Below are 26532 nucleotides of genomic sequence, written 5' to 3' on the forward strand. Positions count from 1 at the left end.
AGAGAAGTAAGTGGAATGTAGACCCGACAATTTTCATACTAAATCTGCTTCTATACTTGCACTTGGTTTAGGTTGGTTTCCTAAAACACCTGGAGGATTAGAAAGGTATATTTATGAACTAACTCATCAATTAGCAGCCCGTCAAGACCAAATCGAATTGTGTGGAGTTGGTTTACCAGAAGCTGACTCTAATTCACCAATTCAGTTAACTAATTTAGCTTCTCCTGATACTATAATTTGGCAACGACTTTGGTCTATTCGTACTAACTTTAAGAAACGCAAAATCTTCAAACCGGATGCTATTAACTTGCATTTTGCATTATATAGCTTTCCGATTATGGATATTTTACCTCAGAATATACCGATTACTTTTAACTTTCATGGCCCCTGGGCATCAGAAAGTGAGCAAGAAATAGTTAATAATAAACTCAGTATTATTGTCAAACGTTTATTAATAGAAAAAAACACTTATAATCGCTGCGATCGCTTTATTGTTCTTAGCAAAGCATTCGGCAATATTTTACATCAGCAATATCAAGTTCCTTGGGAAAAAATTCACATTATTCCTGGTGGAGTTAATATCCATCGGTTTCAGCCAAACTTATCAAAACAAGAAGCACGACAACAACTAGGCTGGCCAGATAATCGTCGCATATTATTCGCTTCTCGCCGCTTAGTTTACCGTATGGGTATTGACAAATTATTGCAAGCCTTGGCAATAATTAAACCCAAAATTCCGGACGTTTGGTTAGCAATTGCTGGTCGTGGTCATCTGCAAAATTTACTACAACAGCAAGCTACAGAATTAGGCTTAGAAGATACAGTTAGATTTTTAGGTTTTTTACCTGATGAACAATTACCCATAGCTTACCAAGCTGCTGATTTAACTGTTATGCCTAGCCAATCTTTTGAAGGTTTTGGTTTAGCCATTGTGGAATCTTTAGCTTGTGGTACACCTGTTTTGTGTACACCAGTTGGAGGAATGCCAGAGATTTTAACTTCATTTTCACCAGATTTAATTACTAGTTCAACTGAAGTTTCAGCCATTGCCGAAAAATTAACAAGCATTTTGTTAGGAGAATTAACACTTCCTTCTCGTCAAGCTTGCCGCGAGTATGCTGTAACTCACTATGACTGGACTTTAATAGCTCAAAAAGTACGAGATGTTCTCTTAGCTTAAAATCTAAATCTGACAAAGTTTAAATATTATATGAAAATTTTATTTTTAGACCAAAGTGGTAAACCTGGTGGCGCAGAACTTTGCTTAATTGATATTGCGAAACCATATAGCGATCGCGCTTTAGTTGGCTTGTTTACCGATGGCGATTTTAGAACTTTACTTCAACAACATCAAATTCCTGTAGAAGTATTAGCCAAACAACCGATTCAAGTTCAAAAACAAAGTAATTTATTTCAAGCATTAGCCAGTTTCAAACAACTACTACCTTTATTATTTAAAGTTGTAAAAATAGCTAAAAAATACGATTTAATTTATGCTAATACACAAAAAGCATTAGTGATTGGCGCATTAGCTAGTTTTTTAGCGCGTCGTCCCTTAGTTTATCATTTACACGATATTCTTTCTTTAGAACACTTTAGCCAAACTAATTTACGAGTTGCTGTTACCTTAGCTAATTTTTTCGCATCATTAGTCATAGCTAATTCTCAGGCTAGTCAAACAGCATTTGTACAAGCAGGAGGCAAGGCAGAACTAACAGCAATTGTTTATAACGGTTTTGATGGCAAAAAATATCAAATTCCTGATTATAAAATTCAAAAAATTCAGCATAATTTAGAGTTAGAAGGCAAGTTTATTGTCGGACATTTCAGCCGCCTTGCACCTTGGAAAGGACAACATATTTTAATTGCAGCATTAGCACAATGTCCGCCACAGGTAACAGCAATTTTAGTTGGTGATGCTTTATTCGGCGAACAAGAATATGTGCAAGAATTACACCGTCAAGTTGCCAAACTGGGGTTAGAAAATCGCGTCAAATTTTTAGGTTTTCGCTCTGATATTCCGCAGTTAATGGCAGCTTGTAATTTAGTTACGCACACTTCAACTGCACCAGAACCTTTTGGCAGAGTCATTGTTGAAGCGATGTTGTGCGGCACACCTGTAATTGCAGCTAAAGCTGGTGGTGCTATAGAGTTAGTCGAACATGGGGTAAATGGTTTTTTAACCACACCCGGAGAACCCCAAGAACTAGCACAAATAATTAATACTTGTCTTCAAGAGATAGAAATAACTGCAACTATCGCTGACAATGCCAAGAAAATTGCTAGTCAGCGGTTTGATATCATAACTATTAATCAGCAAATTGCTCAACTGTTGCGCTCAATTTGAGTGAGACTGAAGTCGTAGATTTTGAGGATGCTCAAAATTAAGTTATTACCAATGTGTCTACCTTAAGGCTCTGTCTAGCCTGAGAAAAAATTTTTACCCTAATCTTAGAGTTCACTCAAGAGTAAGGAAAAATTTGTATGACAAACGATGTTACTAGTAATATCAATCAGTCTAGCGATATTAACAAGCAAGTTAATACTTCAATTGTAATTGGCGCTCTCTTAATTATTTTAGGGATTATAGCGATCGCCTTACCTGTTGTCACAACCATATTTGCTGAGACTTGGGTAGCACTCATTCTGATGTCTGCGGGATTTGCCAAGCTTGTTTATGCTACTCATACCCGCCGCGAAGGAGGTTTTCTGTGGAAAATTCTCTTAAGCGGACTTTATATTGCTACAGGTGTAATGCTACTAGTTTATCCTAGAACTGGTATTCTTACACTCACCCTGTTACTGGGTAGCTTTTTGCTAACAGAAGGTACATTCGAGCTAATTTTGGCATTCCGCTTACGTCCAAAACAAAACTGGACATGGGTATTAGGTAATGGCATTATTACCCTATTTTTAGGCGCACTGATTTGGTTCCAGTTTCCCAACAACGCACCTTGGTTACTAGGCACATTGTTAGGCTCTAGCATTGTAGTTACGGGTATTTCCCGCATAATGCTGTCGTTGAATGCACGTTCTAGCTTGGCTGAATCTAATCAAGCTGCATAAATTTTACTTTTCTTTGACTAGTAGAGACTTTGCGTTGCAAAGTCTCTACTATGGACTACAAACCTACTAATTCCCGCGATTCACAATCAGTAAGTTGTTGCGCGATCGCTAATCTTGCTTCTAACTTCGCTACACTAAATTGGTTACGCAGATATTCTAAATGTGCGATCGCATTAGCTTTTTCCACAGTCAGTTGAATTTGCATATCTACTGCTTTTTGATATTCGTGATTCAGCAATAGCACCTCAAAGCGCCGCGCCTTGCGTTGCGCATCATTTTTCAAATCCACATCAAACGCAGCCGCGCGATCTGCATTGCCTTCAAAGCGGTTAATTTGTTGCTGTACTGCCATCAACTGCGAGTCTAGTTCATTTACACGTTGAGCAGCCTGAGCGATCGCAGATGGATAATGACTCATTTGCATCATCAAATAATCTTCCTCTAAAAATATCAATTGATCACGCAGCAAAACAGATAGAAGGACTACTTATGAATATCTCTGTTTCTCTGCTTTTAAAGTTCTTCTGGGAGTAGTGAAAAGATAGTCACATCTTCAAGTCAGAAAGATGTTTCTTTGGCGTACTTGATATATCTATTATAGTAAATCTGTACTAAAAACGCCACAAAAAACCGTATTTGCAGACTTGATTAGAGGCAGATTAGAGTAGGCGATCGCTCTTCAGACAAATTACGTAATCTTACTTAATATTTTTCTCAAGAACTTATCAGTACAATTTTAATCAACACCTAGTATTTGTCTATAATTATTTTTGGATAAACTTATTAGGTTAAGTAAATTTTCTGAATCCTCAACAAAATTTAGAGGGGTATTTGATGGCTCTTGGTTCTAAAAACTGATACATTCAACAGCCAAACTAGACTTGTTGCAAAAGATAATTTTGGCAGATTAAGTTAAAAAACAACATTAAAAGGTAATTGTCATCCTTTTAATCTTCTGAGATTTTCTTTTTCTCCAACTTATGCAATAAGTCTACTCTAGACGACTCAAGATTGCGTAGCTCAAAAATTTTCGTTGATTTTTGTATACCTGACATAGCGCTGTTGCCAGCAGCGTAGTAATTTTTCGTGTTTACCGACTGTGAGCAGTACAAAAAATACTTGATATAGATACTGTCAGTCTCAACCCCTAACAAAGATTTTATACAGCTAAGAAAAAATAGGAGTTAAATCAGCAATGGCTATATTTAACGTCACCAACACTAAAAACAGCGGACTTGGTTCATTACAACAAGCAGTTTTAGATGCCAATTCCTCAGCCGGAAAAGATTTGATCAGATTCACAGGCGGACTATTCACCGACAACATCGCTGATACTATCACCCTCGGCGGTAGTAGCCTCATCATTACAGACGACCTAAGTATTGATGGTACAGGTTCAAACTTGCTCACAATTAGCGGTAACTACAATCCATCTGAAGAAAACAACATATCTCGTGTATTTGAAATTGGTAGTGGAATCACCGTTGAAATTGAGGGATTAACAATTGCCAATGGCTATGCAACCGATACCAGAGGCGGTGGCGGAATCTACAATTCTGGTAAACTGACACTGAATAACGTTACTATTAGCAACAACTTTTCTGGTGGTCAAAACTTTGTAGGTAACAACGGCGGTGGTATCTACAACTCAAACACTGGAGTTTTAACACTCAACAACAGCACCATTACAGGTAACTACTCAGGACAAGTTGATCCCAACGCAGGATTTTATGAAGGCAATGGCGGCGGTATTTACAGCAGTGGGATCGTAACTTTAAACAACAGCGTTATTAATGATAATTCTGCTGGCTATTATGACAACTACTACTTCTATGACTATTATGACTATGAAGACAATGGCCTTGGTAGAGGTGCTGGGATATATAGCACAGGCACATTAACAGCAAATAACAGCACCATCAACAATAACAAAGGAATTTCTGATGGTACTGGCATCTACAACACTGGCACAGTGACTTTGAACTACAGCAGTGTTGATAACAATGAAACATCTAACGGATTCAGTGGCGTTGTCAGTATTGGTAACCTCACTATCAGAAATAGCAGCGTTAGTCGTAATGATTATGTAGATTACAACTCTTCCAACGCTGGCATTCGTAGCTCAGGAACTCTGATTATTATCGACAGTACAATAGATTATAATGACGGATATTCAAGTGGTGGAATCTTTAGTCAAGGAACTTTTGTACTCAAAAACAGTACTGCTAATGGTAACAGTGGAAAACAGTTTGGTGGAGTTTCTGCCAATGGCACCACAACAATAGACAACAGCACTATCAATAGCAACGCTTCATACTATGATTTTAGTGTTGCTGGTCTCAGTATCCGTGGTACAGCTAGTGTGAGTAACAGCACTATCAGTTATAACTATTCATGGTACGGTAGTGCTGGTCTTAGTAACAATGGCAATGTGACTGTGAGCAACAGTACAATCAGTGGCAATCAAGGAGACGAAAGCTACCTCGACGATAGAAAGAATGGCAGCGCCATCCTTAACGCTGCATCTAGCAATCTCAAGCTTATTAACAGTATCATCACCAATAACTCAGAAGCAGATGGCACCATTATTAATTATGGTAATTTAACCATAGTTGACTCTAATATTGGTGACAACTTTGGATACTTAAGTGGTGGTATCCTTAACTATGGAACTGCGACAGTAGTTAACTCTACAATCAGCAGTAACATAAGTAGCGGCATCCTCAACTATGCTACTGCGACGGTGATTAACTCTACCATCAACAACAACTTAGGATCGAGAGGGGCTGGGATTTATAACTCTGACACTGGCACTCTAACACTAGTTAACAGCACCATCAGTGGTAACCATTCATCTGGCGACGGTGGCGGAATCTATAACTCAGGAACTTTAAACGTCAACAATAGCACGATCGCACTCAACAAGTCTTACTATGACGATGAGTACGATCAATTTGACACTGTATCTAGCGGTGCAGGTATCTACAACACAGCAACAGGTACAGCCACCATCAAAAACAGCATCATAGCAGGTAACAACGATAACATACCTGGTGCTGTTAACCCCGATGTAGTAGGCAATTTCATCAGCAATGGCTATAACTTGATGGGCAACCTAGATGGTAGTACAGGCTTTAATGCTAGTGAACAGCTGCAAGTCAGCATTTCCGAAGTCATCGATACCGTGTTGCGCGACAACGGCGGTGCAGTCAAAACCCATGCCTTAATTTATGGCAGTCCCGCCATCAATGGTGGCAACAATGCTGATGTGCCTGCTGATATTGCAGACTTAGATAAAGATGGCAATACTACTGAAAAAATACCTTTTGACCAACGAGGTAAAGGTTATAAACGTATTTCTGATGGTCGGGTAGACATTGGAGCCTATGAAGCATCGGTGATTAACGGCACAAGATATGCAGACAATATCAAAGGTACAGCTGACAACGACATCATCACAGGCTTTCGCGGCAAAGATATGCTCACAGGCGGTGCTGGGGCTGATGCCTTTGTTTATACCAGCATTGTAGATAGCGGCGATACAATTACTGACTTTGCCGTCGGTACAGACAAAATTGTTCTACAGGCACTCTGGCGAAGTTTAGATTTGAGCAACCTGAACTTTGCCACGGCTGTTGCTGGTGGTTACTTACGCTTTCAAACTCAAGGAAACCAAACCTTAGTTTTAATTGACTTAGATGGTTCAGCAGGCCCACGTTCAGCTGTGGAGTTAGTCAGATTACGCAATGTATCTCTTAACGCCTTGAACGACTCCAAGAATTTTGTGTTTTAAAGTAATAGGATTGAGATGAAATAACTTTCTCTCCCCAAAAATTATGTAAAGACGTTGCAATGCAGCGTCTTTACTAAAGCAATATTTGTGGGAAATCTCATTGTTAAATTTCCTCACAAATACTCTTGAGCAGCTGTCTTAGCCAACAATTTGCCTGATCTTGATCTGTGAGTTTGCTCCACAACATCGAAATCATCCACGGTTTAGTTTGTACAGGTAGTTCAAAAATTTCTAATGCACCTTGATATACCAAGGGAGTTACTAACCGTGATGGAACAGCAGCAACTAAGTCACTAGATGAAATAATTGCTGGTAGTACTAGTAAATGGGGAGTCGTCAAAACAACCCGACGCTGGAGATTCTGCTGAGCTAGAACTTTGTCGATTTCTCCAACTTCATCTTGTCTGATAGTGAAAAGAGCATGGAGAAGATTAGCAAAAATTTCTGGTGCGATCGCATCCTGACTCATCACAGAATGTCCACGACGACAAATACCGACAAAGTTTTCTGAAAATAACGGCATCTGTATTGTTTGTCTGGGAGGATTTTGAAAAACACCCAAGGCTAAATCAATCTCTCGTTGCTCTAATAGTTCTCCAACAGAGTCTTTAACAAAACCAATCAATCGAAAATTAATGTTTGGTGCAATTTGATGACAAACTTCTAAAAGCTTGGGCATCACAACATAGCTGGTGTAATCTGAACTGCCAATTGTAAACGTACTTTTAGAAGTTGTTGAGTCAAATGTTTGGCTAGATTCTAATGTCTGCCGAATTTGTTGTAGAGCTGCTCTGATACCAGGTGCAATTGCCAGTGCTTTTGCTGTAGGCTGCATTTCTCTACCAATTCGGATAAATAAATCATCTTGGAATAGTGTGCGTAATCTTCCCAGCGCCGCACTCATTGCTGGCTGCCCTAAATACAGTCGTGTAGCAGCAGCTGTGACACTTTTTTCTTCAAAAAGTGCTTCAAAAGCAACTAACAGGTTCAGATCAATGGCAGATAAATCTATTAATCCCATCGATTAACTAAATTATTTTAATCAATTTGATTAATTTATAACATCTCAGTAAAGTGAAACTAACAGTTGTTTAAAAGTTATCAAAATGACAAATCAAACGAAGATTGCCGTAGTTACAGGTAGCAATCGTGGGTTAGGATATGCTATTGCTCGGAAATTATCTCAAATCGGCATTCTTGTGGTGTTGACCAGTCGTAATGAAACAGATGGTCTTGTAGCCAAGCAGCAGTTATCTAGTGAAGGGCTTGATGTAAATTATCATTTACTAGATGTGACTAGTGATGCTAGTGTCGCAGAGTTTACACAATGGCTACGAAAAACCTACGACAAGGTAGATATTTTAGTGAACAATGCTGGCATTAACCCTACAGCCAAGCCGGAAGAAGCCAGCTTATTGACTGTTCAGCTAGAAACAATGCAAACCACATTTAGCACCAACGTTCTGGCGGTACTCAGAATTTCTCAAGCTTTAATACCATTGATGAAAGTCAACAACTACGGTCGCATTATCAATGTTTCAACAGAAATGGCATCTTTGAGTACAATCGCCAGTGACTACTACCCACTAGCTCCTTCCTATAGACTTTCCAAAGTTGGGATCAACGCCCTAACTGTGCTTCTGGCTAGAGAACTTCAAGATGATAATATTCTCGTGAATGCCTATTCTCCTGGTTGGATGAAAACTGATATGGGAGGTGAGAATGCACCATTTACGGCAGAAGAAGGAGCAGAAACAGCTGTTTATTTAGCAACCCTACCAGACGGAGGAGCGCAAGGAAAATTTTTTGCAGAGATGCGGAAGTTTGGTGGGCCGATTCAATTACAGTGGTAGGTTTTTCTGCTATCTATACCTTTAATGAATGGGTAATGTTTTAACCACATCCTACAGGTGTGGTTTCTGCTAATATTGTCCCAATTGCGGTCGGTCGGAAAAGCTTTTGAAAACATCCCCTAGTATTGTGATTAACTACTGGCGTGGCAAGGCTAAAATGTTGCAATGAAAAAGATTGGCAGTATCGCTTCAACGCATTTAAATATAGAAAGCTAATGCACTATTTTAGCCTAGACAGACAGTCCACTACAAAACTAAGAGGATGTCTGAAAAGTCAAAAATTATACTAATAATGACAACTTTGAAACTTTTGCTATTCAAGAAGAACGGAGAGGGGGGGATTTGAACCCCCGAACAAGTTGCCCTGTTTACGCATTTCGAGTGCGTCGCATTCAACCACTCTGCCACCTCTCCAGGTATTGAGAAATGCGAATATGCTTCTATGTTATGATAGCACCCCGATCAAGGTAGCGATCGCTTGTTTCTCAAATCGCAAATCTCAGCCATAATGAGCATTTAAAATTTTCGTGAAACTTCAGCGTTAGGCAAAACGTCAGTTTTCCCGCCATCATTTATCCCAAGCTCTTCCAGATTGTAGAGGTTATCTCTGGAGAAAGTACTTGAGATAATTAGTATACAATCTGAAATCTCGAACATAAAATTGCTATGAAGCTCTGCAATCAATTGCTAACATCACAAATGCGTCGCTTTGGTTTAGCCTTAGTACTTCCAACAGCACTCTTGGGCGCGTTGATATTTCCTAGCCAAACGCAAACGGCGACGGCTCAATCTGCTGGTGGTAATCGCCCTTTAACCATCCGCTCTGACATACAAGAATATGACGCTAAAAGTCAAATTATCACGGCGCGTGGTAATGTCCAAATGTTGTATCCGGCTCGTCAAATTCAAGCAACAGCTGCCCAAGCACAATACTTTAGCAAAGAACGCCGCATAGATTTCAGTGGCAATGTCTATATTTTGCAACAAGGCGGCAATAGTATTCGGGCGGAAAAGGTAACTTATTTAATTGATGAAGGGCGGTTTGTCGCTTTACCCCAAAGCAATCGTCAGGTAGAGTCTATTTACATGGTGGAAGACTCCGAGCTAGGTAGACAAAATACTACACCTGCTCCCAAAACACCAAATCTCAAGCCTTCCAATTAGTATTTAAGTAGAAAGGCTGGGAAAAACCAAATTATTTTCCAAAAAATAAATTAGGTTAAAATTCTCTTCCCTTCTACCTGCTGCTTTATCTTCACGATAATTATGCAGGGCAACATACTTAGTATCAATAAACGCGGATAGTGAAAATTGTTTTAGAAAATATCCACAAATCTTACGGTAAGCGACTCATTGTCAATCGCGTCAATCTTTCCATTGTTCAAGGTGAGGTCGTTGGTTTATTAGGCCCAAATGGTGCTGGCAAAACAACGACCTTTTACATTGCAACAGGTTTAGAAAGACCAAATCAGGGGCGAGTTTGGCTAAATAGTCAAGATATTACTGGTGTACCTATGCATAAACGGGCGCGTTTGGGTATTGGCTATCTAGCCCAGGAAGCCAGTATATTTCGCCAGCTGACGGTGCAAGATAATATACTCTTGGTTTTAGAACAAACGAATGTTCCAAAACGAGATTGGTCAAAGCGACTACATACTTTGCTACGGGAGTTTCGTTTAGAAAAAGTCGCTCACAGTAAAGGAATTCAACTTTCAGGTGGTGAACGACGGCGGACGGAATTAGCCAGGGCTTTGGCGGCTGGGCAAGAAGGGCCGAAGTTCTTACTATTAGACGAACCATTTGCCGGAGTTGACCCCATCGCTGTAGCTGAAATTCAAGAAATTGTGGCGGCACTGCGCGATCGCGGTATGGGAGTCTTAATTACAGATCATAATGTGCGTGAAACTCTAGCCATCACTGACCGCGCCTATATTATGCGTGAAGGACAAATTCTCGCCTCTGGCACGGCAGACGAACTTTACAGCAATCCTCTTGTGCGGCAATACTATTTAGGTGATCATTTTCAAGTCTAAATTGAGAAATAACAAAATATCCAAATTTAAATTTATAAATTACGAATACGAATTAACCAGGGTTTACCTATCAAAGTTTGTTTGCTTATGATTTCAACAAAGCAGAAGTCCTTTTATGGGATTAATTCACTGCTGCCATTTACGATTATGGATCGTTACTTGCTCAATGAGTTAATCCCACCATTTTTGTTTGGCGTGGGGGCATTTTCATCAATTGGTGTAACGATTGATGCTGTATTTGATTTAGTCAGAAAAATTGTCGAATCTGGGCTACCCGTAGGCATCGCTATTCAAGTTTTCTTGTTAAAGATGCCATATTTTATTGTGTTAGCTTTTCCCATGTCCACGTTGTTGGCGACTTTGATGACATACAGTCGTCTTTCCAGCGAGAGTGAACTAATTGCACTACGTGGTTGTGGGGTAAGTGTATATCGCATGGTGCTACCTGCTGTGCTGTTAAGTTTGGTAGTCACAGGCATGACATTTGTATTTAACGAACAAATTGCACCAACTGCCAATTACCAAGCAAATCAAACTCTGCAAAATGCGCTGAAATCTGACAAGCCAATTTTAAAACAGCAAAATATTTTTTATCCTGAATACCGCGATATAGAAGAGGCAGATGGCAGTAAAACCAAGATATTGGCACGCTTATTTTATGCTGACCAATTTGATGGCAAACGCATGAAAGGTTTGACAATTATCGATCGCTCTACAGAAGGTCTGAATCAAATTGTTGTCGCAGAATCGGCTGAGTGGAATGGTTCGCAAAACGTCTGGGATTTTTACAATGGAACTATTTATTTAGTTGCTCCCGATCGCTCTTATCGCAATATTTTACGTTTTGAACAGCAACAACTCAAACTACCCCGCACACCACTCAGTTTGGCAGAAAAAAGCCGCGACTACGGGGAGATGAATATTTCTGAATCATTAGAACAGTTAACGGTGGAAAAATTGGCTGGCGATCGCCAAAAAATTCGCAAGCTGGAAGTGAGAATTCAACAAAAAATTTCTTTGCCATTTGTCTGTTTAGTTTTTGGTTTGGTAGGTGCAGCAATGGGAACCATACCTCAACGTACTGGTAGAGGCACAAGTTTTGGGGTATGTGTCATCGTTATTTTTAGTTACTATTTACTGTTTTTTATTAGTGGGGCAATAGGACAAGCAGGTATTCTCTCTCCTTTTCTAGGTGCTTGGTTGCCTAATTTTATTTTCCTAGGTATAGGTTTATTTTTATTAATGCGAGTCGCTAGGCGTTAATCTTGAAAGTAAATGCGGTGATATAATAGTTCCAGATTCAAGGATGAAATTCTATGTTTTCTTCTGCATATCTCCAACTTAGCAATGTTTTGCAAAGCCTAGATGAGATTCCAGCAGATGAACTCACAAAATTAACCCACGTCTTTCAGCCTCTAACCTTAAACACAGGAGATTTTCTGATTCGCGCGGGTGACATTCCCTGCCAAGTTGGATTTGTTGTTTCGGGCATTCTACGTCTTTACTATGTGAATTCAACTGGTAGCGAATTCATAAAATCATTTTGTGCAGAAAACCATTTTGTTACTGCCTACAGTGCGCTAATTTTAAAACAACCTGCCCAATTTTTTATTGAGGCTTTAGAAGACTCATTATTGTTAGTTGTAGATTATAACCAGTACACCAAATTATGTGCTGAAAATTCATCATTGCAGAAAATTAATCATAAATTGGTTGAGGTATTGTTTATCAAAAAAGAGAAACGCGAGGCGGAATTACTTCTTGATGATGCAACAACACGATATCAAAAGTTTTTGACTGAGTATCCTGATTTAGAAAATAGAGTGAAGCAATATCACATTGCATCTTATTTGGGAATTTCACCTGTGTCCCTCAGCCGTATTCGGAAAACTATTCAAAGTCATTAACTTAAGTTAATGACTTTGCCATTGCTACAGAATATATCTAAACAAGATGTTCTGAAATGCGATCGCACTAAAAATGAAAAAATCTCCAATGGCAACCCAAGGCAACATAGTTCTCATTACTGGAGGTTCATCAGGAATTGGCTTAGCACTGGCACGAAAATTTCTGCAAGCGCAAAATACAGTGATTATTACTGGACGTGATGCCCAAAAATTAGCTGAAGTCAAAAAAATCTTCCCTGATATTATCACGGAAGTTGCTGATTTAAGAGATTTAAATGCTTTGCAAAAATTGGTCAATCGCTACCCAAATGTGAATATTCTCATTAATAATGCAGGGATTCAATACAACTATGAATTTACCAATTCAGACATAACGCCAGAGTTAATTGAAACAGAATTACGTACTAATTTAATTGCTCCGTTGCAATTAATTAAACTGATGTTGCCCCATCTCGTCACAAAGCCAAAAGCCGCTATTATCAATGTGTCTTCCGGCTTGGGATTTGTGCCTAAACAAAGTGCGCCTGTCTACTGCGGTAGTAAAGCTGGACTACATATTGCTACTAAAGCTTTGCGGTGGCAACTCGAAACCACATCTATTAAAGTGTTTGAAATTATTGCCCCTTTAGTTGATACACCCATGACTCAAGGCCGGGGTAAAGGAAAAATCTCACCTGAAGCTTTAGTAAATGAATTTTGGCATAATTTTACACGCGATCGCTATGAAATGCGAATCGGTAAAACCAAACTGCTGTTTTTTCTCCAGCGATGGTTTCCTCAAGTAGCTGAGAAAATCCTCCGTTCAGGAATTTAGGTTTGCAATTACTATATCGGTAGTCGCAATTACTATAACGGCATTCGCAATTATTATTTCGACAGCCGACAAATGGTTTTATACTCAGCACTTTACTATATTATCTGCGCTGGGGATACTCGCTCTTCGCGCCACAATTGATATAACCGATTTGCTGGCATTGTTAAATATAAAATATCTCCCTCACTTAACTGTGTGGTTAATAATTCCCAACCCTGAACACGTTGATTGTTGATTTCCACATACAAAGGCACAAAATCAGCAGACACGGCTATTTCTTTGACTAATTGACCACAAAATGGATGTGATGGTGTAATCAATGTGGCAAAGGCTACCCAAAGTTTATCAGCTGTGATGCCATTACCGAGAATGCGTCCGCCCAAAGCAGCAGCAGCAAAGGCTGGGGCTGCTAATTCTGCCGGACTCAAGACGGCTTCAAAATCAAATACTTGTTGTGCCATCCCGGCAAAATCGGGGTCAGCATAGTGGACAATTACGGGAATTTTTGGGGCTAAACCTTTGGTTTTCAAGGCAATTTCTAAGTTAGTTGCATCATTGCTGGTTACAGCTAACACTGCCGCCGCCGAGGTTACATTACTCGTTTGGAGGATAGTACGAAAACTGGCATCACCTTGAATTACAGGAATACCCAGCCCACGCACAGAGTTGACATATTTATTATTTGAGTCAGTTTCAATGACGACTACTTCATAACCACTGGTATGGAGTTGCTGCACAATTTTGCTGCCAATTCCACTTAAACCGCAGACAATATAATGATGACGTTGGGGAATTCTGGCTGCATCCCAAAATTGTTTGAAGCGGTTACCTAAAACAAAATCGGTCAGCATGGCGTACCAAATACCAATCACCACTGCCCCAATTAGCATGATGATAATGGTGAATAATTTCACACTGTTGGGAGCATTTTCTACAACTTTATCGTTACCGCCTGCGCCGGTAATCATGCCAACAGAAAAATAGAGGGCATCCACCACAGATAAACTTAGTTCTGTGGACATATAAGTGAGTGTGGCGATCGCTATAATTGCCATTAACACCAGCGCACCCACTACCACCGATTTTCCATGTTGCTGAAACTGACGCAGACTTGTACAAACTTTCAGCACTTTTTTAATTAACGATTTGCGGATAGAACGAATCCGTGGTTGAACCGCAATAATTAAGCGATCGCCTACTTGTAATTCTTGCCCAGATAATACCCCATCAATTAAATTCATCTCTCCTTGTACAGGCAAATAATAAATCGGCATTCGTGCAGGTTCTTCCCACAAATCACTCAAATTTCGCCCTAACCAAGGATGGTTTTCATCAATATATTCTTCTTGAACAGGCCAAGTTTGGTCAAATAATTTGATTTGTCCGATAGCTTGATTTCCTAAAGCAGCGAAGGTAAACAATGGTGCTGCTAATCCCACAACACTCATACTTAAATGTTCTGGGAGAGTTTGATCCAACCGTTCACCTAAATTTGTATTATACAAGCGGTTAATGATGCGAATTCGCGGATTTAACACCCGCGCTTGCATCATAATTGACAAATTTAAAGCATCTTCGCAACTAGTAATTACCAGAGTATGCGCTTGGTGAATTCCTGCGGCTGTGAGAGTAGCAGCTGCATTTAAATTGCCAATAATTACATCTGGTGAACATTCGCCAGAGATTGGTTTGTGATGGATGCCAACAACCAATGCTCCCTGCTGTCTCAGCAGACGAAAGATTTTATATCCAGTACGTCCTAAGCCGCAAACAATGATTCGAGGTTTCATGAGACAGCAGGATAATTCTTAATTTGTAACTAAGAATATTTTTGCTCTGTTTCCTGAAGGGTAACTGTAACTGAAAACACGTTAGTTATAAATCAAATTAATTAGGCACTTTTGTTACAGTTACAAAGTCAATTTATTTAGAAATAATCAGCGTGATAAACATTCCTAATTATGAATAAGTTAGCAAAGTTGACAATTTTTGGTGGCATTTTATGCCCTGTAGTTGTGGCAGGTGCGATCGCTTCCTTCGCCCAAGCACAACCTACACCAGGGCCTTTATCTAACCCCAATGTGCAATTAAAGGTGCAACGTACAAGCGGAACCTGCCCGCAAACTGTTGGGTTATGGTGGTTGGTGTTACCTTATGAAGGTGGTGCGGAGCATACTGTAATTGCCGATACTAGAGCTTTTGCAGATACAACTAAATTAGTTGTATCTCAAAACAAACGTGTTGTAGAGTTCGTTTCACCTTTACGCAGTAACTACGCTACTTGTGTTGGTCAAACGCAAGGACAGGAATATCCTTTTTATAATGTGCAATTTAAAAATAAAAAAGCATATTTCCGTGTAGACTTGCGTAAAATAAACGTACCCGACAGTTTAATTAGCTACAAAACTGTAGCCGCTTCTCGTCCTTATGTGCGGTGGGCGATCGCAGATTAGTAGAAACGGCTGAAGTATGAAGTATGAAATGAAAAATCATTTAGTCATACACTTTTAACTCTGTCACCTGTCACCTACCATATGCTTAAATTTCTGGATCGGCTAAGCGAGTAGTCGGGCGACTCTGATGCAAATCTTGGATGACTTGTACAGCAGAAACTGCGGCTACTAAAGCGATAACTACAATGGGTAATAAACCTTTGCCAAAAAAAGCGATCGCCAGCAGCACAACTGCACCACCCAGACGATACACAGAACGGATTTTACAATAGCGAATGACTCCATATCTGTGGAGAATACCCACAGCTAATGAGCATAATGCTACTGAACCACAAATTAGCCATCGTTGGGGATCTGGTAATGCTACAGTTGGGGGATTTACCAAGATTTGTTCTACACCAACTCCAGTAGCTGCAATCCCAATTACTAATGGTAAATGGGTATAAAGCCAGATATTCACAGTACCAACTTTTCCTTGTGTCCGCGCTGTTTCAATTGGTGTTCCACCTAAATTATCAAAATAAACCCACCACCAACTAAAAGCGATAATCAGACCAAAAATAGCGGAAATTACAGTTAAAACCTGCCATTTTTGCTGGGATACACCGTCAACTACTGCAATAATTGCTTCTCCCAAAACAATAATCGTGAACAGTCCAAAACGTTCTGGTAAATGGGAAGCGTGCGGAAGCAAACCAATCTGATGTTTGCGTGCAGTTAACGGTGTACCAAAGTCAATGAGAATTCCTAATCCCCAGAGTGCAAATCGCCAAGGTATGGGAAAAAATGCTGAACTTAACCAAACCAGAGATGCGATCGTAAAACCGATAGCATAGCGTGTTGTCAAAGGACGCGCTGACGGAATATGAATTCCAGCACGGACATACTCTACCACTAGCACAGCCCGACCAAGTGCATAAGCCAAAGCAAAGCCAGGAGAACTTTCTCCTAAGCCGTGGTGAATATTAACAGCCATACCCGCCGCTGTTAACATCTGTATCCCAACCAATAGCCGATGAATGACATCATCGCTATCAAAGCGGTTAGCGTAGAATGTAGTCCCAATCCATGACCACCAAATAGGAATAAATAAAACTACAAATTCCAGTAATCCTGATAGCGAAATATCTTCTTTCAGATTGTGCGCTACTTGAGAGACTGCAACCACAAACACCAAATCATAAAAAAGTTCTAGCCAAGTGGCGCGTCTTTCTTCCTCAGTATCTTCTTCACCAATGCGTAATCTTGGCGGCTGGAGAAAATTTGTCATAAAAGTTACTTGCAACTTGCTAATAGCTTTCTACCATTAGCTGTCTGCAAATGGCTATAGATAAATCTCATATTTGATTTGATTTTGGAAATATAGCAGTCGAAGCAGAGATAATGACAAAGACTAATGATCAAACATGGACACTGAGTGACTTTAAAGCCTGTTCTCTGTTCCCTGCTATACCTGTAGTGGCGTACAGATTGCTAATCAACTAAATTTGAGTGTGAAGTCTGTTTCCCAATCAGAAATAATCAGCTTTGGAGGGGAGTTTGTTTATTTTAACTTTTTTGGAGAGGGCGATCGCAAAATCATACCTCACTCCAACAACCAGCTAAACAAATCTTCTACAGTCAAGTGAAAATCTTGGGCAAATTCTGGCACTGGTAAACGTGCTGTTGGTTCATCGTAAAAAGTAACAGGTTTATCTGACGGATAAACAAACACAGATTTTTCTTCAGGATCAATTAACCATCCCATCTGAGTTCCATGCTGAAGACAATGCACAATATTTTTAGTAACTTTAGTTTGACTTTGATCAGGAGATAAAATTTCGATTGTCCAATCTGGCGCAATCGAGAAGACGTTAGCAACCCCACCATTTTCTTTACGTGGAATTCTATCCCAAAGAAACACAGAAATATCAGGTACAATTGAGCGTCTCCCAAAAGTACAGCGAAGTTCACAAAATGCTCTGGCAATTTGTTTAGGCTTGACAACTGCGTTAATTGCAGGTGCTAACTCAGTTTGAATTACGCTATGTTCTCCCTGTGGCATCGGTTTTTGAATGATTCGCCCATCAATATATTCGCTGGCAGGTTCCGTCTCTGGCAGCTTGAGAAATTCTTCTAAAGTTAATGATTGAGCAGGAATTTGTACCATGTTCAAATTCGATAGTTAAAAATCTGATAAAACAAATACTCTTTTTTTTAACTTTTAACTTTTGATTTTTGCTTTATTATACTAGTTTTCCATATTGCATTGTTGATGCACAGATAATAAAGTAAATTCCCAAACTAAGCGTGGTTGAGCGTAAACTAAGAGAGCTTTACGTGCTTGTTCTAGCTGATTAATAATTCCTAGTTGATGCCACTTTTCCCAATAAAAATGTTGGAGATAATCAATTAACCACAGTTGTGATTCTGTATCTAAATCTTGGTCAATTTTTTTCGCTAATTCCAAAGCATGGCGAGCAGATTTTGGCGCTGTGGTTAAGTTTGAGAGTAACTCAGGCGGAATAACTTGTAATTGTTCGTAAGAGGCGATCGCACTTCCGGGACTGCCAGCCGCTATACTCAACACAGCCGGATGTTGCAAAATTTCCTGATGATTTGTGTGCATCAATACTTGCGTTAAAGCTGTTGTATCTAAGCGATAAAAAGGAATTTTTTGACAGCGCGAAACCAAAGTTGGCAACACAGACTCAGACGAAGGTGCAATTAAAATGATGGTTGCTTGTCCTGGTTCTTCTAAAGTTTTCAGTAGCGCATTTGCTGCTGGTTCTGCCATTGTTTGCGCTTCTTCTAGCACCACTACATTTCTGGGTGCTTCTAAAGGCGGACGGCTGAGGAATTCTGTAATTTCTCGAATTTGTTCTAGCCTAATTAACGGTGGTGCTTTGCGCTTCAGTTTTTTCTCAGCTGCTTCTGCTGCTGTTAATCTTTGCCCTTGATATTGATATGTTGGCTGTACCCACAACAAATCAGGATGGTTCCCTTGACGCACCCGGTTCTGCACAGATGCAACAAAATGCGTCTCGACAATACTAGAAAATAGTAATTCTACAAAACACCGCGCTGCTAAACTTCGTCCTACACCATCTATACCTGCAAATAAATAAGCTGGTGCAATGCGATTTTGCCGAACAGCCTCAGTGAGTAATTCTATGGCTTGCTGTTGTCCAACAAGTTGTGCAAATGGATTAGTAGTCATTAGTCAATTGTAGATTGACTAAGCTTTTTAGGTTGGTAATAGGGAACAAAGCTTTTTCACTGTTCCCTATTACCTGCAATGCACTAAGCTTGTTGAAGTGTCACCTGTTCCCTTTTAAGAATGGAAAGGACAACCCGTTGCCAATTTATTTAAAAATGAACTGTTGTCAAAGAAATGTTCTATTGACTCAATTTTTAAATCATCATTCACACGCGCAACACTTACACCGAAGATTTCCACTCTTTCGCCTGTGGGTGCGTGTTCTTTATATGGGCCGCTAAAAGTTCCCCAGTGTCGCCACTTAAATGTAACATTGGGCGGCCCTGCTAAAACTTCGACTAGTTCCCACAAAAACCCGTCAGGAAATGCTTTATGAAAGATTTGTGCTGATGATTCAAAGTCTTCTTCAGAAGATTTATATTTATCGGAATCACCGAGAAATAAGTTATAGGTTCCCGCTTGTACTACATCCTCAGCCGTATAGGCAGGGCCTCCGTTAGTAATCATCCGGAATTTATCAGTAACAATTGATATCCACTGCTGAGGATTGCTTTTGTAAGATGCTTCCATCTCGAAAGTTCTAACTAGATTCTGCACGATCGCTTCTAAAGAACCTTCTAAATGATTGTATTGGCTTTCGCGCCGTAGAGTTTCATTAGTACGAGAATAATCAGGCGGTTCTTGATATCGCCACTCAACAGTATTAGCCCCCGCAGCGATCACATTATCTCTATCTTGTATCCAAAGTGGTTCGTTTGTAGATGCTTGACTCATAAAATCTAGCAAGTAACTGGTAGATTGCGGAAAATACTAGCCAATCTACCATTACTTTGGTACAAGTATAGATTTTTTAATGCTTTGTGATTTTTTCTATTGAGAGAATTGCAGATATTACCTGTAAACTTGCAGACGCTCGCGCAAAATGCCTTGAATAACACCATGTACAGTTTCTTTACTTAATGTGCCATCTACCCGCACAATTCGGGATGGGTGCGCTGCGGCTAATTGGCTATATCCTTGCTGAACACGGCGATGAAAAGCAATGGTTTCTTGTTCAATACGGTCTAAACCTGCTTCATCTTCACGTTTGCGGTTGAATCCCACCTCAACATCAACATCTAACCAAATAGTTAAGTCACTTGTTAAGCCACCAGTAGCGATGTGGTTGAGTTGTTCAATTAAACTCATATTCAAACCCCGACCGTAACCTTGGTAAGCAACGGTAGAATCTGTGTAGCGATCGCATAATATATATTTACCTGCGGCTAAATTGGGCTTGAGTTCTTGTTCAACGTGTTGGGCGCGGTCAGCCGCATATAATAACAATTCGGTAACATCTGCAACTGGTTTATCTTCAGATTTCTCCAGCAATAAACGCCGCAAATGCAAACCTAACTCTGTTCCCCCTGGTTCACGAGTGACAACCACTCCCACACCTAAGCTTTCCAACCACTGACAACAAAGCTGCATTTGTGTTGTTTTACCACAACCTTCTACCCCTTCAAATACAATTAATTTGCCACTCATGCTTGTTTACTTTTGTCTTACCAGTCTGCAAAACGATTATGACAGCATACAGATGCACCGCATAGGTAGCGGCATGATTGGCATTGAAGAACCAGCTACAGTTTAGGAGCGCATTATGCCACGCAAATTTGGAGAAATTGCTTTTACGCCTGAAGTTCAAGCCGCACAGTTACAACGGGGTTCGCGGCAAACTTACGAACGCTATATTGCTAACGGCCCTGCTAACGATGCAATTACCCCACAAATTGCCGAATTTATTGCTCGTCTGGATGGGTTTTATTTGGGAACAGTCAGTTCTAATGGCTATCCTTATATCCAGTTTCGCGGTGGAGCGCCTGGTTTTCTTAAAGTCCTGAATGACAAAACCTTGGGTTTTGCCGACTTTTCCGGAAATGTGCAGTACATCACAGTTGGTAACTTATCAGGAGAAGCCAAAGCATTTCTGTTTTTAATGGATTATCGCCACCGCAAACGCATTAAAATTTGGGGAAAAGCCGAATATATTGAAGGTGATGCAGCTTTAATTGAGCAACTCCGAATCCCTGACTATCCAGCAGAAATTGAACGAGCGATTTTGTTTCATGTCGAAGCAGTGAGTGAGAATTGTCCCCAACACATTCCTATCCGCTATTCTGTGGCTGAGGTTGAAGGAATGATGGCTCCTTTACAAGCGCGAATTGCCGAATTAGAAAAATTGTTAAGCGATCGCAATTCTCCTTCTGTCTGATGGAAGAGAATAAACTTTTAATATTCATAGCTCAATTCAGCAACACTTTTAAACTTTTCGCCCAACATGAAAAGCTGAGATATATGAAAGTTGCAAACTACCACCAAAGTCATTGTTTATTCGTTCACTTAATTCTGCAAATAACGCTTTTTTGCTATCAGGCTCTAATTTCAGATATGGAGAGTATGTATTTAGCAGCGTTAAATATTCGTCGGTACTATACACTACGTCACATACAACTTGCCCAAATCGTATATCTTGAAATAGTCCTGAATCACTAACTATACTCTCGAATCCTTTGAATACTTCTTGTTGAGTTTCCCAAGTTTCATAACGGTCAAGAGATGGGGCGTGTTTTTGGTAAACTTGAGATAAGCTTTGGTAAACTTCATAACTAGGTTGTAATTCTTTATTCCACAATAAAATTAAATAACCATTTTCTTTTAGAGCATTTGCTGCTTTTGGATAGCCTACTTCTGGCGGTATCCAGTGAAAAGAACTGGCTGCCAAAACAGCATCAAACTTATCTGTCTCTAGCTTCCATTCCTCAAAAGATGTATTTTGAATCTCTACATTTTGATAAGGTTGGCAATTTTGTTTTGCTAACTCAAAAAAATCTGGATTTGGTTCTAAACAAATCATTGAATAACCTAATTGAGCGAATGATATGGTTGCTGTTGCTGGGCCACATCCTACTTCTAAAATTTTTGATTCTGGGGAGAGTTGCGCAATTTCTACAACTTGATCAATTAAATTTTGAGGATAGCGGGGTCTTGATTTGTTATAAGCTTCTGCTGCTGAAGAATACCAATTTTTTCGCACTTCCAGGTCTGTATTAGAGAAGCTGGCTATTGTTTGTTTGAAGTTTTCCATAGTTCTGAATTCTTTTTTATTAATTAAATTAATTGCCGACACTTTGCTAAAAATTTAAGTATGGCTTGCGCAACTACTTCTGTTGATTCAATTAAAAAACCATGACCGCCATGTTCAACAACTACTAGTTCAGACTGAGGAATACCTTGAGCAAGTTGCTCAGAACATTTTAAGGGAGTGAGAATATCTTGTTTGCCAACCATCACTAAAGTTGGACAATGAATGTTTTGAATTCTATCTGACGTATCATGGTTAATAATTGCTCGGCTTTGATGATAAATTCCCTGTGATGTAGGTGCAAAAGGATAGTTGACTACCCACTCAATTAGTTGATCTACCATATCAGGAATAGAGTAAAAACTCTCGGTAAATATCCAAGGTAATACAAGTTTTTCGTATAGCTTTAAATCTACTTTTGTGGCAACATCACCCCAAGTTTCAATTATACTTTTAAATCGCTCATCGCCTTTAGCAGAAGAAGCCAATAAAATTAAACTTTTAACTTTTTCAGGATATAATAAAGCTATTTCTTGGGCGATTTTACCACCCATTGAATGACCTATGACGTGTACTGGATTAATGCCGATAATCTCCAGCAATGCAGCAGCATCATTGGCCATTTGCTGAATACTATAAGGGCTATCGGGAGCAGAACTTTGTCCTACGCCTCGGTTATCAAAACGAATAACTTGATATTGTGAAACGAGGTATGGAAGTAATAGCGACCAATAAGAGCGATCGCACATAAACCCAGCAATTAATAACAAAGGTTCACCAGTACCTTTGATTTCGTAAAATAATTCAATTCCGTTAACTTGAACCTTTGGCATTTGTCATTTGTGATTAGTTCTTTGCAGCGTTGCCTTTTTTAACTAACCAGGTTGCGAGTAAGGCGATCGCAATTCCAGCAATCATAAAACAAGGCACATAGCCGAAATTATCTACAATCCTACCAAAGGCTGCTGCACCAATTCCTTGACCAATAAATAAGCTGAAGGCAAATAACGAGACTGCTGTACCTCGTGCTTCTGGTGCAAGTTCTGTGGCTTGGGTTTGCAAGGTACTGTGCATCATATAAAAAGCCAACCCCATCAGGGTGCTAAAAGGAATGAACAATACCCAATTGTGCAATAATGCGATCGCTAAAAAGCCAACGCACATTAACCAACCGCCAGCACCCATCAGTCCAATTTCACCTAACCGTTGCACTAACCAATTGACGCTGCGGCTATAAATCAGTCCACCCAAGCCAAAACTGCTCAACATAAACCCAATAGTTACATAGGGTAAGCCGTATCTATCGCGGAGAAATGCACCAATGTAAGCAAATGCTCCCATCAAGCAAAAGCCTTCAATAAATACCGCCACAATCACAGTTCGGGCAGTTGGTTGAGCCAGAAGTTGGTAATATGGCTTGAATGTTGCCCAACTGAATTTTTCTGTGGAACGATTTCCATCTTTAAAATGACGCGTTCCCCGCCATAGTAAACCAGCGATCGCTAAAGAAACAATCCCGAATACTAAAAAAATATCCCGCCAGCTAATATATTCCCCAAATATCCCGCCTAAACTACCGCCAAGAATTTGCCCAAGTACCAGCGCACTCAAATATTTACCAATAGCAGCTTGGCGTTCTGTATATGGAAAATTATCACCGATGTAGGCTAAGGTGACGGGAATGATACCTGCGGCAAACATCCCTGTGAGAAACCGCAGTAAGGTAAGTAAAGCAATATTCGATACAAAAGCACAAAGCGCTGTACCCACAGCAAACGCTGTCAAGGCTGCTGTGATGACTCGTAATTTACCGATGCGATCGCCCAACGGCCCGTAAAATAACTGAAACAACCCGTAGGGAATTGTATAGGCTGAGACAATCACCGCCGCGCTACCAACACCAACATTAAATTCGTTGGCAATAATATGCAGCAGCGGATCTATCACCCGGACATCGGCAATTACCATAAAAGCAGCAGCACCCAACAGTCCTAAAGAGACAGGTGTTTTACCTGTTTGCCCTATTGCTAACCTACCCACTTAGTTCTCCTGATTAAAAAGTGCTGAGTGCTGAGTTCGATGAACCTCTCCCCAACCCCTCTCCGAGGCGGAGAGGGGCAAAAATCTTTCTAGTTTTGAAGACAAAATTATTGGTTTCAAAACCTTTCCCCGCTTCGGGGAGAGGTTTGGAGAGGGGTTTTTCAGTCCGTCAGACTCAAGTTAACTTTGTAGTCAAAACTATACTCAGCAATGTCAAAGATATTTAATTTGCGACTGTTTTGGCTGATTGATTAAACAACAAATTGCGTGATTTTTCGATATCTAATGCCTGATTTTTGAACGCTTCGGCTTTCTCGTAGGCGCGAATTGTTGCGGGACGAGCTTTAATTGTTTCAAACCAGCGCTGGATGTTGGGAAAATCTTCTAGTTTTTGACTTTGACTTGTGTGAGGCACAATCCAAGGATAAGCAGCAATATCTGCAATGGAATAATCGCCAGCAATGAATTCTTTATCTGCCAGTTGCTTATTTAGCACTGCATATAAGCGTCCTGTTTCGTTGACATAGCGATTGATTGCATATTCAATTTTTTCGGGTGCATAGTTGCTAAAGTGGTGATTTTGTCCCGCCATTGGCCCTAAACCTGCCATTTGCCAAAACAACCACTGAAGTACTTCTACTCGTTTTCTGGTATCTGAAGGAATTAATTTCCCGGTTTTTTCTGCCAAATACAGCAAAATTGCCCCAGATTCAAAAACTGAGATTGGCGCACCGCCATCTGTTGGTTCGTGGTCAACGATCGCCGGGATACGATTATTAGGAGAAATCTTGAGAAAATCTGGTTGAAATTGCTCCCCAGCGCCAATATTTATCGGCACAATTTTGTAGGGTAGTTCAGCTTCTTCCAGAAACATCGTGATTTTATGACCGTTGGGTGTTGTCCAATAGTAAAGTTCAATCATGATTTGATTCTCCATTTGAGTGCTGAGTGCTGAGTGCTGAGTGCTGAGTATTAAATCCCTCACACCCTTGCACCCTTGCACCCCTATTTTCTAACCTTGATATGGATTACCGACTCTATCTACAAATACGTTGTAAGAAAATGGTAAGCGGCCTGGATTTAAGCGAGGTTCTGCGGCATAACCTACAGGAACAATAACAGCGATCGCTAAATTTGGATCATCTGCTGCACCAATCACTTCTTTTACTTTTTCTTCAATCCAGCCATTCATAAAGCAGGTGGATAACCCCAAGCTTTCGGCAGCTAATACTAAATGAGTGGAAGCAATGATTGCATCTTTGATGGCATATTCCCGCCGCTTGTCTCCTAACCCAGCTTGGAATTGGGGGATTGAATTTCTAAAGTAGTTAACTGTACCTTCATTCCAAGCCCCAGTTTGCAATCCCTGCTCTAAAATTGGAGTCAAATCTTGTTCGCCAGCGGTGGTATCAGCTGCGAACACAAAAGTTACAGGTGCTTCGATAACTTGTTTTTGATTCCAGGAAGCGGCGGCTAAAGCTTGTTTTTGTGCTTCATCTTGCACCAGAATAATCCGCCAGTCTTGAATATTAAAACTACTGGGTGCAGCTACAGTTAACTCTACCAGTTGCTTGAGTAATTCTGGGGCAATGGGGTCTGTTTTAAAAGTTTTGATAGAACGACGCTGAAGAATAGCAGTTGGTACATCCAAAGCTTTCGTCTGAGTGGTCGGATTCATGAGATTTTCCCCTGAAAGGTAGGAAGGTTACAGGCATTATATATTCGGTTACCTGCTGACTAGCAGATTTAACTATTGATAAATATTTGGCTATTAGGAGTAAATATTTATCGTTAGGAGAAGGCAAGAGGCAGAATAATTTTAGATTTTAGATTGAAAGATTGTCCCAATCCAAAATCCAAAATTGATTCACTTAGCACTCAGCACCCAGTACTCAGCACTCAATTATTGCTGTGAAATATGCTGTGCTAAAGTCTTAGTTAATGTAGATTTTGGCACTGCACCGACAACCGTATCTACTTGCCGCCCACCCTTAAATATCATGAGTGTGGGTATGGTACGAATTCCGTAATGGCTGGCAACAGTGGGATTTTGATCCGTGTTCACCTTCACCACTTTGATCTGGCCTTCGTATTCATTGGCAACTTCATCAACAACTGGCGCTACCATCCGACAAGGGCCACACCAAGGGGCCCAAAAATCTACTAAAACTGGAACGTCACTATCTAGAACTTCTGGCTTGAACGTGGATTCTGTGACATTTGTAACGGATGACATGGTTGCCTTCCTGA

At 40.2% G+C, this 26532-nt stretch carries 26 protein-coding genes and 1 tRNA gene; 12 read left to right on the forward strand and 15 right to left on the reverse strand.

Features of this window, described 5'->3' with window-relative positions; genetic code table 11:
* Window positions 1-10: 10 nt before the first annotated feature.
* The 3 genes from ACMX3D_RS04710 to ACMX3D_RS04720 all read left to right on the forward strand — a co-directional run bounded on the left by ACMX3D_RS04710 (window position 11) and on the right by ACMX3D_RS04720 (window position 3066).
* Complete coding sequence (locus ACMX3D_RS04710; protein WP_482750303.1) at window positions 11-1180, forward strand: glycosyltransferase family 4 protein; 1170 nt, start codon at window positions 11-13, stop codon at window positions 1178-1180.
* Window positions 1181-1210: 30 nt separating this feature from the next.
* Window positions 1211-2347 (forward strand): glycosyltransferase, encoded by a 1137-nt coding sequence (locus tag ACMX3D_RS04715; RefSeq protein ID WP_482750304.1) that lies wholly within the window; start codon window positions 1211-1213, stop codon window positions 2345-2347.
* 137 nt (window positions 2348-2484) lie between these two features.
* Window positions 2485-3066, forward strand: a complete 582-nt coding sequence (locus ACMX3D_RS04720; RefSeq protein WP_482750305.1) for an HdeD family acid-resistance protein — start codon at window positions 2485-2487, stop codon at window positions 3064-3066.
* 55 nt (window positions 3067-3121) lie between these two features.
* Here the strand turns inward: ACMX3D_RS04720 and ACMX3D_RS04725 are convergent, their stop codons facing one another.
* Window positions 3122-3493, reverse strand: coding sequence for a hypothetical protein (locus ACMX3D_RS04725; RefSeq protein WP_482750306.1), 372 nt, complete (start codon window positions 3491-3493; stop codon window positions 3122-3124).
* A 768-nt stretch (window positions 3494-4261) separates the two neighbouring features.
* Here ACMX3D_RS04725 and ACMX3D_RS04730 point away from each other — a divergent pair.
* On the forward strand, window positions 4262-6859 hold the full coding sequence (locus ACMX3D_RS04730; RefSeq protein ID WP_482750307.1) for a beta strand repeat-containing protein: 2598 nt from the start codon (window positions 4262-4264) through the stop codon (window positions 6857-6859).
* 103 nt (window positions 6860-6962) lie between these two features.
* On the opposite strand, the gene ACMX3D_RS04735 is transcribed toward ACMX3D_RS04730, so the two are convergent.
* Entirely contained in the window at window positions 6963-7880 is a 918-nt protein-coding gene (locus ACMX3D_RS04735) for a LysR family transcriptional regulator (RefSeq protein ID WP_482750308.1), read from the reverse strand.
* A gap of 85 nt (window positions 7881-7965) precedes the next feature.
* On the opposite strand from ACMX3D_RS04735, the gene ACMX3D_RS04740 reads away from it, so the two are divergent.
* Window positions 7966-8712 (forward strand): SDR family oxidoreductase, encoded by a 747-nt coding sequence (locus tag ACMX3D_RS04740; protein WP_482750309.1) that lies wholly within the window; start codon window positions 7966-7968, stop codon window positions 8710-8712.
* A gap of 327 nt (window positions 8713-9039) precedes the next feature.
* Here the strand turns inward: ACMX3D_RS04740 and ACMX3D_RS04745 are convergent.
* Window positions 9040-9126: transfer RNA gene (locus ACMX3D_RS04745), tRNA-Ser, on the reverse strand.
* 252 nt (window positions 9127-9378) lie between these two features.
* Between ACMX3D_RS04745 and ACMX3D_RS04750 the strand changes: the two genes are divergently transcribed.
* From ACMX3D_RS04750 to ACMX3D_RS04770, 5 genes are all read left to right on the forward strand, one after another.
* On the forward strand, window positions 9379-9876 hold the full coding sequence (locus ACMX3D_RS04750) for an LptA/OstA family protein (RefSeq protein WP_482750310.1): 498 nt from the start codon (window positions 9379-9381) through the stop codon (window positions 9874-9876).
* 140 nt (window positions 9877-10016) lie between these two features.
* Window positions 10017-10745 carry an LPS export ABC transporter ATP-binding protein gene (gene lptB / locus ACMX3D_RS04755; RefSeq protein WP_482750311.1) on the forward strand — a complete coding sequence of 243 codons (729 nt, stop codon included), beginning with the start codon at window positions 10017-10019 and terminating at the stop codon, window positions 10743-10745.
* Between the two features lie 147 nt (window positions 10746-10892).
* Entirely contained in the window at window positions 10893-12008 is a 1116-nt protein-coding gene (locus ACMX3D_RS04760) for an LptF/LptG family permease (RefSeq protein WP_482750312.1), read from the forward strand.
* Between the two features lie 53 nt (window positions 12009-12061).
* Complete coding sequence (locus ACMX3D_RS04765; protein WP_482750313.1) at window positions 12062-12652, forward strand: Crp/Fnr family transcriptional regulator; 591 nt, start codon at window positions 12062-12064, stop codon at window positions 12650-12652.
* A 73-nt stretch (window positions 12653-12725) separates the two neighbouring features.
* Window positions 12726-13466 carry an SDR family oxidoreductase gene (locus ACMX3D_RS04770; RefSeq protein WP_482750314.1) on the forward strand — a complete coding sequence of 247 codons (741 nt, stop codon included), beginning with the start codon at window positions 12726-12728 and terminating at the stop codon, window positions 13464-13466.
* A 95-nt stretch (window positions 13467-13561) separates the two neighbouring features.
* Here ACMX3D_RS04770 and ACMX3D_RS04775 read toward each other — a convergent pair whose 3' ends face one another.
* Window positions 13562-15256: an NAD-binding protein gene (locus ACMX3D_RS04775; RefSeq protein WP_482750315.1), complete on the reverse strand. Its 1695-nt coding sequence runs from the start codon at window positions 15254-15256 to the stop codon at window positions 13562-13564.
* Between the two features lie 171 nt (window positions 15257-15427).
* Here ACMX3D_RS04775 and ACMX3D_RS04780 point away from each other — a divergent pair, with 171 nt between their 5' ends.
* Complete coding sequence (locus tag ACMX3D_RS04780; protein WP_482750316.1) at window positions 15428-15919, forward strand: hypothetical protein; 492 nt, start codon at window positions 15428-15430, stop codon at window positions 15917-15919.
* Window positions 15920-16004: 85 nt separating this feature from the next.
* Here ACMX3D_RS04780 and ACMX3D_RS04785 read toward each other — a convergent pair whose 3' ends face one another.
* The 5 genes from ACMX3D_RS04785 to tmk all read right to left on the reverse strand — a co-directional run bounded on the left by ACMX3D_RS04785 (window position 16005) and on the right by tmk (window position 20645).
* Window positions 16005-17189, reverse strand: a complete 1185-nt coding sequence (locus ACMX3D_RS04785) for a low temperature requirement protein A (protein WP_482750317.1) — start codon at window positions 17187-17189, stop codon at window positions 16005-16007.
* A gap of 315 nt (window positions 17190-17504) precedes the next feature.
* Entirely contained in the window at window positions 17505-18068 is a 564-nt protein-coding gene (locus tag ACMX3D_RS04790) for a Uma2 family endonuclease (RefSeq protein ID WP_482750318.1), read from the reverse strand.
* Between the two features lie 81 nt (window positions 18069-18149).
* Window positions 18150-19118, reverse strand: a complete 969-nt coding sequence (locus ACMX3D_RS04795; RefSeq protein ID WP_482750319.1) for a DNA polymerase III subunit delta' — start codon at window positions 19116-19118, stop codon at window positions 18150-18152.
* A 114-nt stretch (window positions 19119-19232) separates the two neighbouring features.
* Entirely contained in the window at window positions 19233-19892 is a 660-nt protein-coding gene (locus ACMX3D_RS04800) for an ester cyclase (RefSeq protein ID WP_482750320.1), read from the reverse strand.
* 117 nt (window positions 19893-20009) lie between these two features.
* Window positions 20010-20645 (reverse strand): dTMP kinase, encoded by a 636-nt coding sequence (gene tmk, locus ACMX3D_RS04805; RefSeq protein WP_482750321.1) that lies wholly within the window; start codon window positions 20643-20645, stop codon window positions 20010-20012.
* 115 nt (window positions 20646-20760) lie between these two features.
* Here tmk and ACMX3D_RS04810 point away from each other — a divergent pair, with 115 nt between their 5' ends.
* Window positions 20761-21372: a pyridoxamine 5'-phosphate oxidase family protein gene (locus ACMX3D_RS04810; RefSeq protein ID WP_482750322.1), complete on the forward strand. Its 612-nt coding sequence runs from the start codon at window positions 20761-20763 to the stop codon at window positions 21370-21372.
* Window positions 21373-21420: 48 nt separating this feature from the next.
* Here ACMX3D_RS04810 and ACMX3D_RS04815 read toward each other — a convergent pair whose 3' ends face one another.
* The 6 genes from ACMX3D_RS04815 to trxA all read right to left on the reverse strand — a co-directional run bounded on the left by ACMX3D_RS04815 (window position 21421) and on the right by trxA (window position 26518).
* Window positions 21421-22245, reverse strand: coding sequence for a class I SAM-dependent methyltransferase (locus tag ACMX3D_RS04815; RefSeq protein WP_482750323.1), 825 nt, complete (start codon window positions 22243-22245; stop codon window positions 21421-21423).
* A gap of 23 nt (window positions 22246-22268) precedes the next feature.
* Window positions 22269-23075 carry an alpha/beta fold hydrolase gene (locus ACMX3D_RS04820; protein WP_482750324.1) on the reverse strand — a complete coding sequence of 269 codons (807 nt, stop codon included), beginning with the start codon at window positions 23073-23075 and terminating at the stop codon, window positions 22269-22271.
* A 13-nt stretch (window positions 23076-23088) separates the two neighbouring features.
* Entirely contained in the window at window positions 23089-24282 is a 1194-nt protein-coding gene (locus tag ACMX3D_RS04825; protein ID WP_482750325.1) for an MFS transporter, read from the reverse strand.
* Between the two features lie 223 nt (window positions 24283-24505).
* On the reverse strand, window positions 24506-25204 hold the full coding sequence (locus tag ACMX3D_RS04830) for a glutathione binding-like protein (protein ID WP_482752275.1): 699 nt from the start codon (window positions 25202-25204) through the stop codon (window positions 24506-24508).
* Between the two features lie 90 nt (window positions 25205-25294).
* Window positions 25295-25960, reverse strand: a complete 666-nt coding sequence (locus ACMX3D_RS04835) for a nitroreductase family protein (protein ID WP_482750326.1) — start codon at window positions 25958-25960, stop codon at window positions 25295-25297.
* Window positions 25961-26185: 225 nt separating this feature from the next.
* Entirely contained in the window at window positions 26186-26518 is a 333-nt protein-coding gene (trxA, locus tag ACMX3D_RS04840; RefSeq protein WP_482750327.1) for a thioredoxin, read from the reverse strand.
* Window positions 26519-26532: the final 14 nt, after the last annotated feature.

It is taken from the genome of Anabaena sp. TISTR 8404 (assembly GCF_056847745.1).

Excerpts from the sequence above, each read along its gene's own strand:
- ACMX3D_RS04765 (WP_482750313.1), top strand. The coding sequence starts at position 12,062 with ATGTTTTCTTCTGCATATCTCCAACTTAGCAATGTTTTGCAAAGCCTA.
- ACMX3D_RS04820 (WP_482750324.1), bottom strand. The coding sequence starts at position 23,075 with ATGCCAAAGGTTCAAGTTAACGGAATTGAATTATTTTACGAAATCAAA.
- trxA (WP_482750327.1), bottom strand. The coding sequence starts at position 26,518 with ATGTCATCCGTTACAAATGTCACAGAATCCACGTTCAAGCCAGAAGTT.
- ACMX3D_RS04780 (WP_482750316.1), top strand. The coding sequence starts at position 15,428 with ATGAATAAGTTAGCAAAGTTGACAATTTTTGGTGGCATTTTATGCCCT.
- ACMX3D_RS04815 (WP_482750323.1), bottom strand. The coding sequence starts at position 22,245 with ATGGAAAACTTCAAACAAACAATAGCCAGCTTCTCTAATACAGACCTG.
- ACMX3D_RS04740 (WP_482750309.1), top strand. The coding sequence starts at position 7,966 with ATGACAAATCAAACGAAGATTGCCGTAGTTACAGGTAGCAATCGTGGG.
- ACMX3D_RS04775 (WP_482750315.1), bottom strand. The coding sequence starts at position 15,256 with ATGAAACCTCGAATCATTGTTTGCGGCTTAGGACGTACTGGATATAAA.
- ACMX3D_RS04795 (WP_482750319.1), bottom strand. The coding sequence starts at position 19,118 with ATGACTACTAATCCATTTGCACAACTTGTTGGACAACAGCAAGCCATA.
- tmk (WP_482750321.1), bottom strand. The coding sequence starts at position 20,645 with ATGAGTGGCAAATTAATTGTATTTGAAGGGGTAGAAGGTTGTGGTAAA.
- ACMX3D_RS04800 (WP_482750320.1), bottom strand. The coding sequence starts at position 19,892 with ATGAGTCAAGCATCTACAAACGAACCACTTTGGATACAAGATAGAGAT.
- ACMX3D_RS04785 (WP_482750317.1), bottom strand. The coding sequence starts at position 17,189 with ATGACAAATTTTCTCCAGCCGCCAAGATTACGCATTGGTGAAGAAGAT.
- ACMX3D_RS04725 (WP_482750306.1), bottom strand. The coding sequence starts at position 3,493 with ATGATGCAAATGAGTCATTATCCATCTGCGATCGCTCAGGCTGCTCAA.
- ACMX3D_RS04715 (WP_482750304.1), top strand. The coding sequence starts at position 1,211 with ATGAAAATTTTATTTTTAGACCAAAGTGGTAAACCTGGTGGCGCAGAA.
- ACMX3D_RS04760 (WP_482750312.1), top strand. The coding sequence starts at position 10,893 with ATGGATCGTTACTTGCTCAATGAGTTAATCCCACCATTTTTGTTTGGC.
- ACMX3D_RS04730 (WP_482750307.1), top strand. The coding sequence starts at position 4,262 with ATGGCTATATTTAACGTCACCAACACTAAAAACAGCGGACTTGGTTCA.
- ACMX3D_RS04735 (WP_482750308.1), bottom strand. The coding sequence starts at position 7,880 with ATGGGATTAATAGATTTATCTGCCATTGATCTGAACCTGTTAGTTGCT.
- ACMX3D_RS04810 (WP_482750322.1), top strand. The coding sequence starts at position 20,761 with ATGCCACGCAAATTTGGAGAAATTGCTTTTACGCCTGAAGTTCAAGCC.
- ACMX3D_RS04770 (WP_482750314.1), top strand. The coding sequence starts at position 12,726 with ATGAAAAAATCTCCAATGGCAACCCAAGGCAACATAGTTCTCATTACT.
- ACMX3D_RS04790 (WP_482750318.1), bottom strand. The coding sequence starts at position 18,068 with ATGGTACAAATTCCTGCTCAATCATTAACTTTAGAAGAATTTCTCAAG.
- ACMX3D_RS04750 (WP_482750310.1), top strand. The coding sequence starts at position 9,379 with ATGAAGCTCTGCAATCAATTGCTAACATCACAAATGCGTCGCTTTGGT.
- ACMX3D_RS04830 (WP_482752275.1), bottom strand. The coding sequence starts at position 25,204 with ATGATTGAACTTTACTATTGGACAACACCCAACGGTCATAAAATCACG.
- ACMX3D_RS04720 (WP_482750305.1), top strand. The coding sequence starts at position 2,485 with ATGACAAACGATGTTACTAGTAATATCAATCAGTCTAGCGATATTAAC.
- ACMX3D_RS04835 (WP_482750326.1), bottom strand. The coding sequence starts at position 25,960 with ATGAATCCGACCACTCAGACGAAAGCTTTGGATGTACCAACTGCTATT.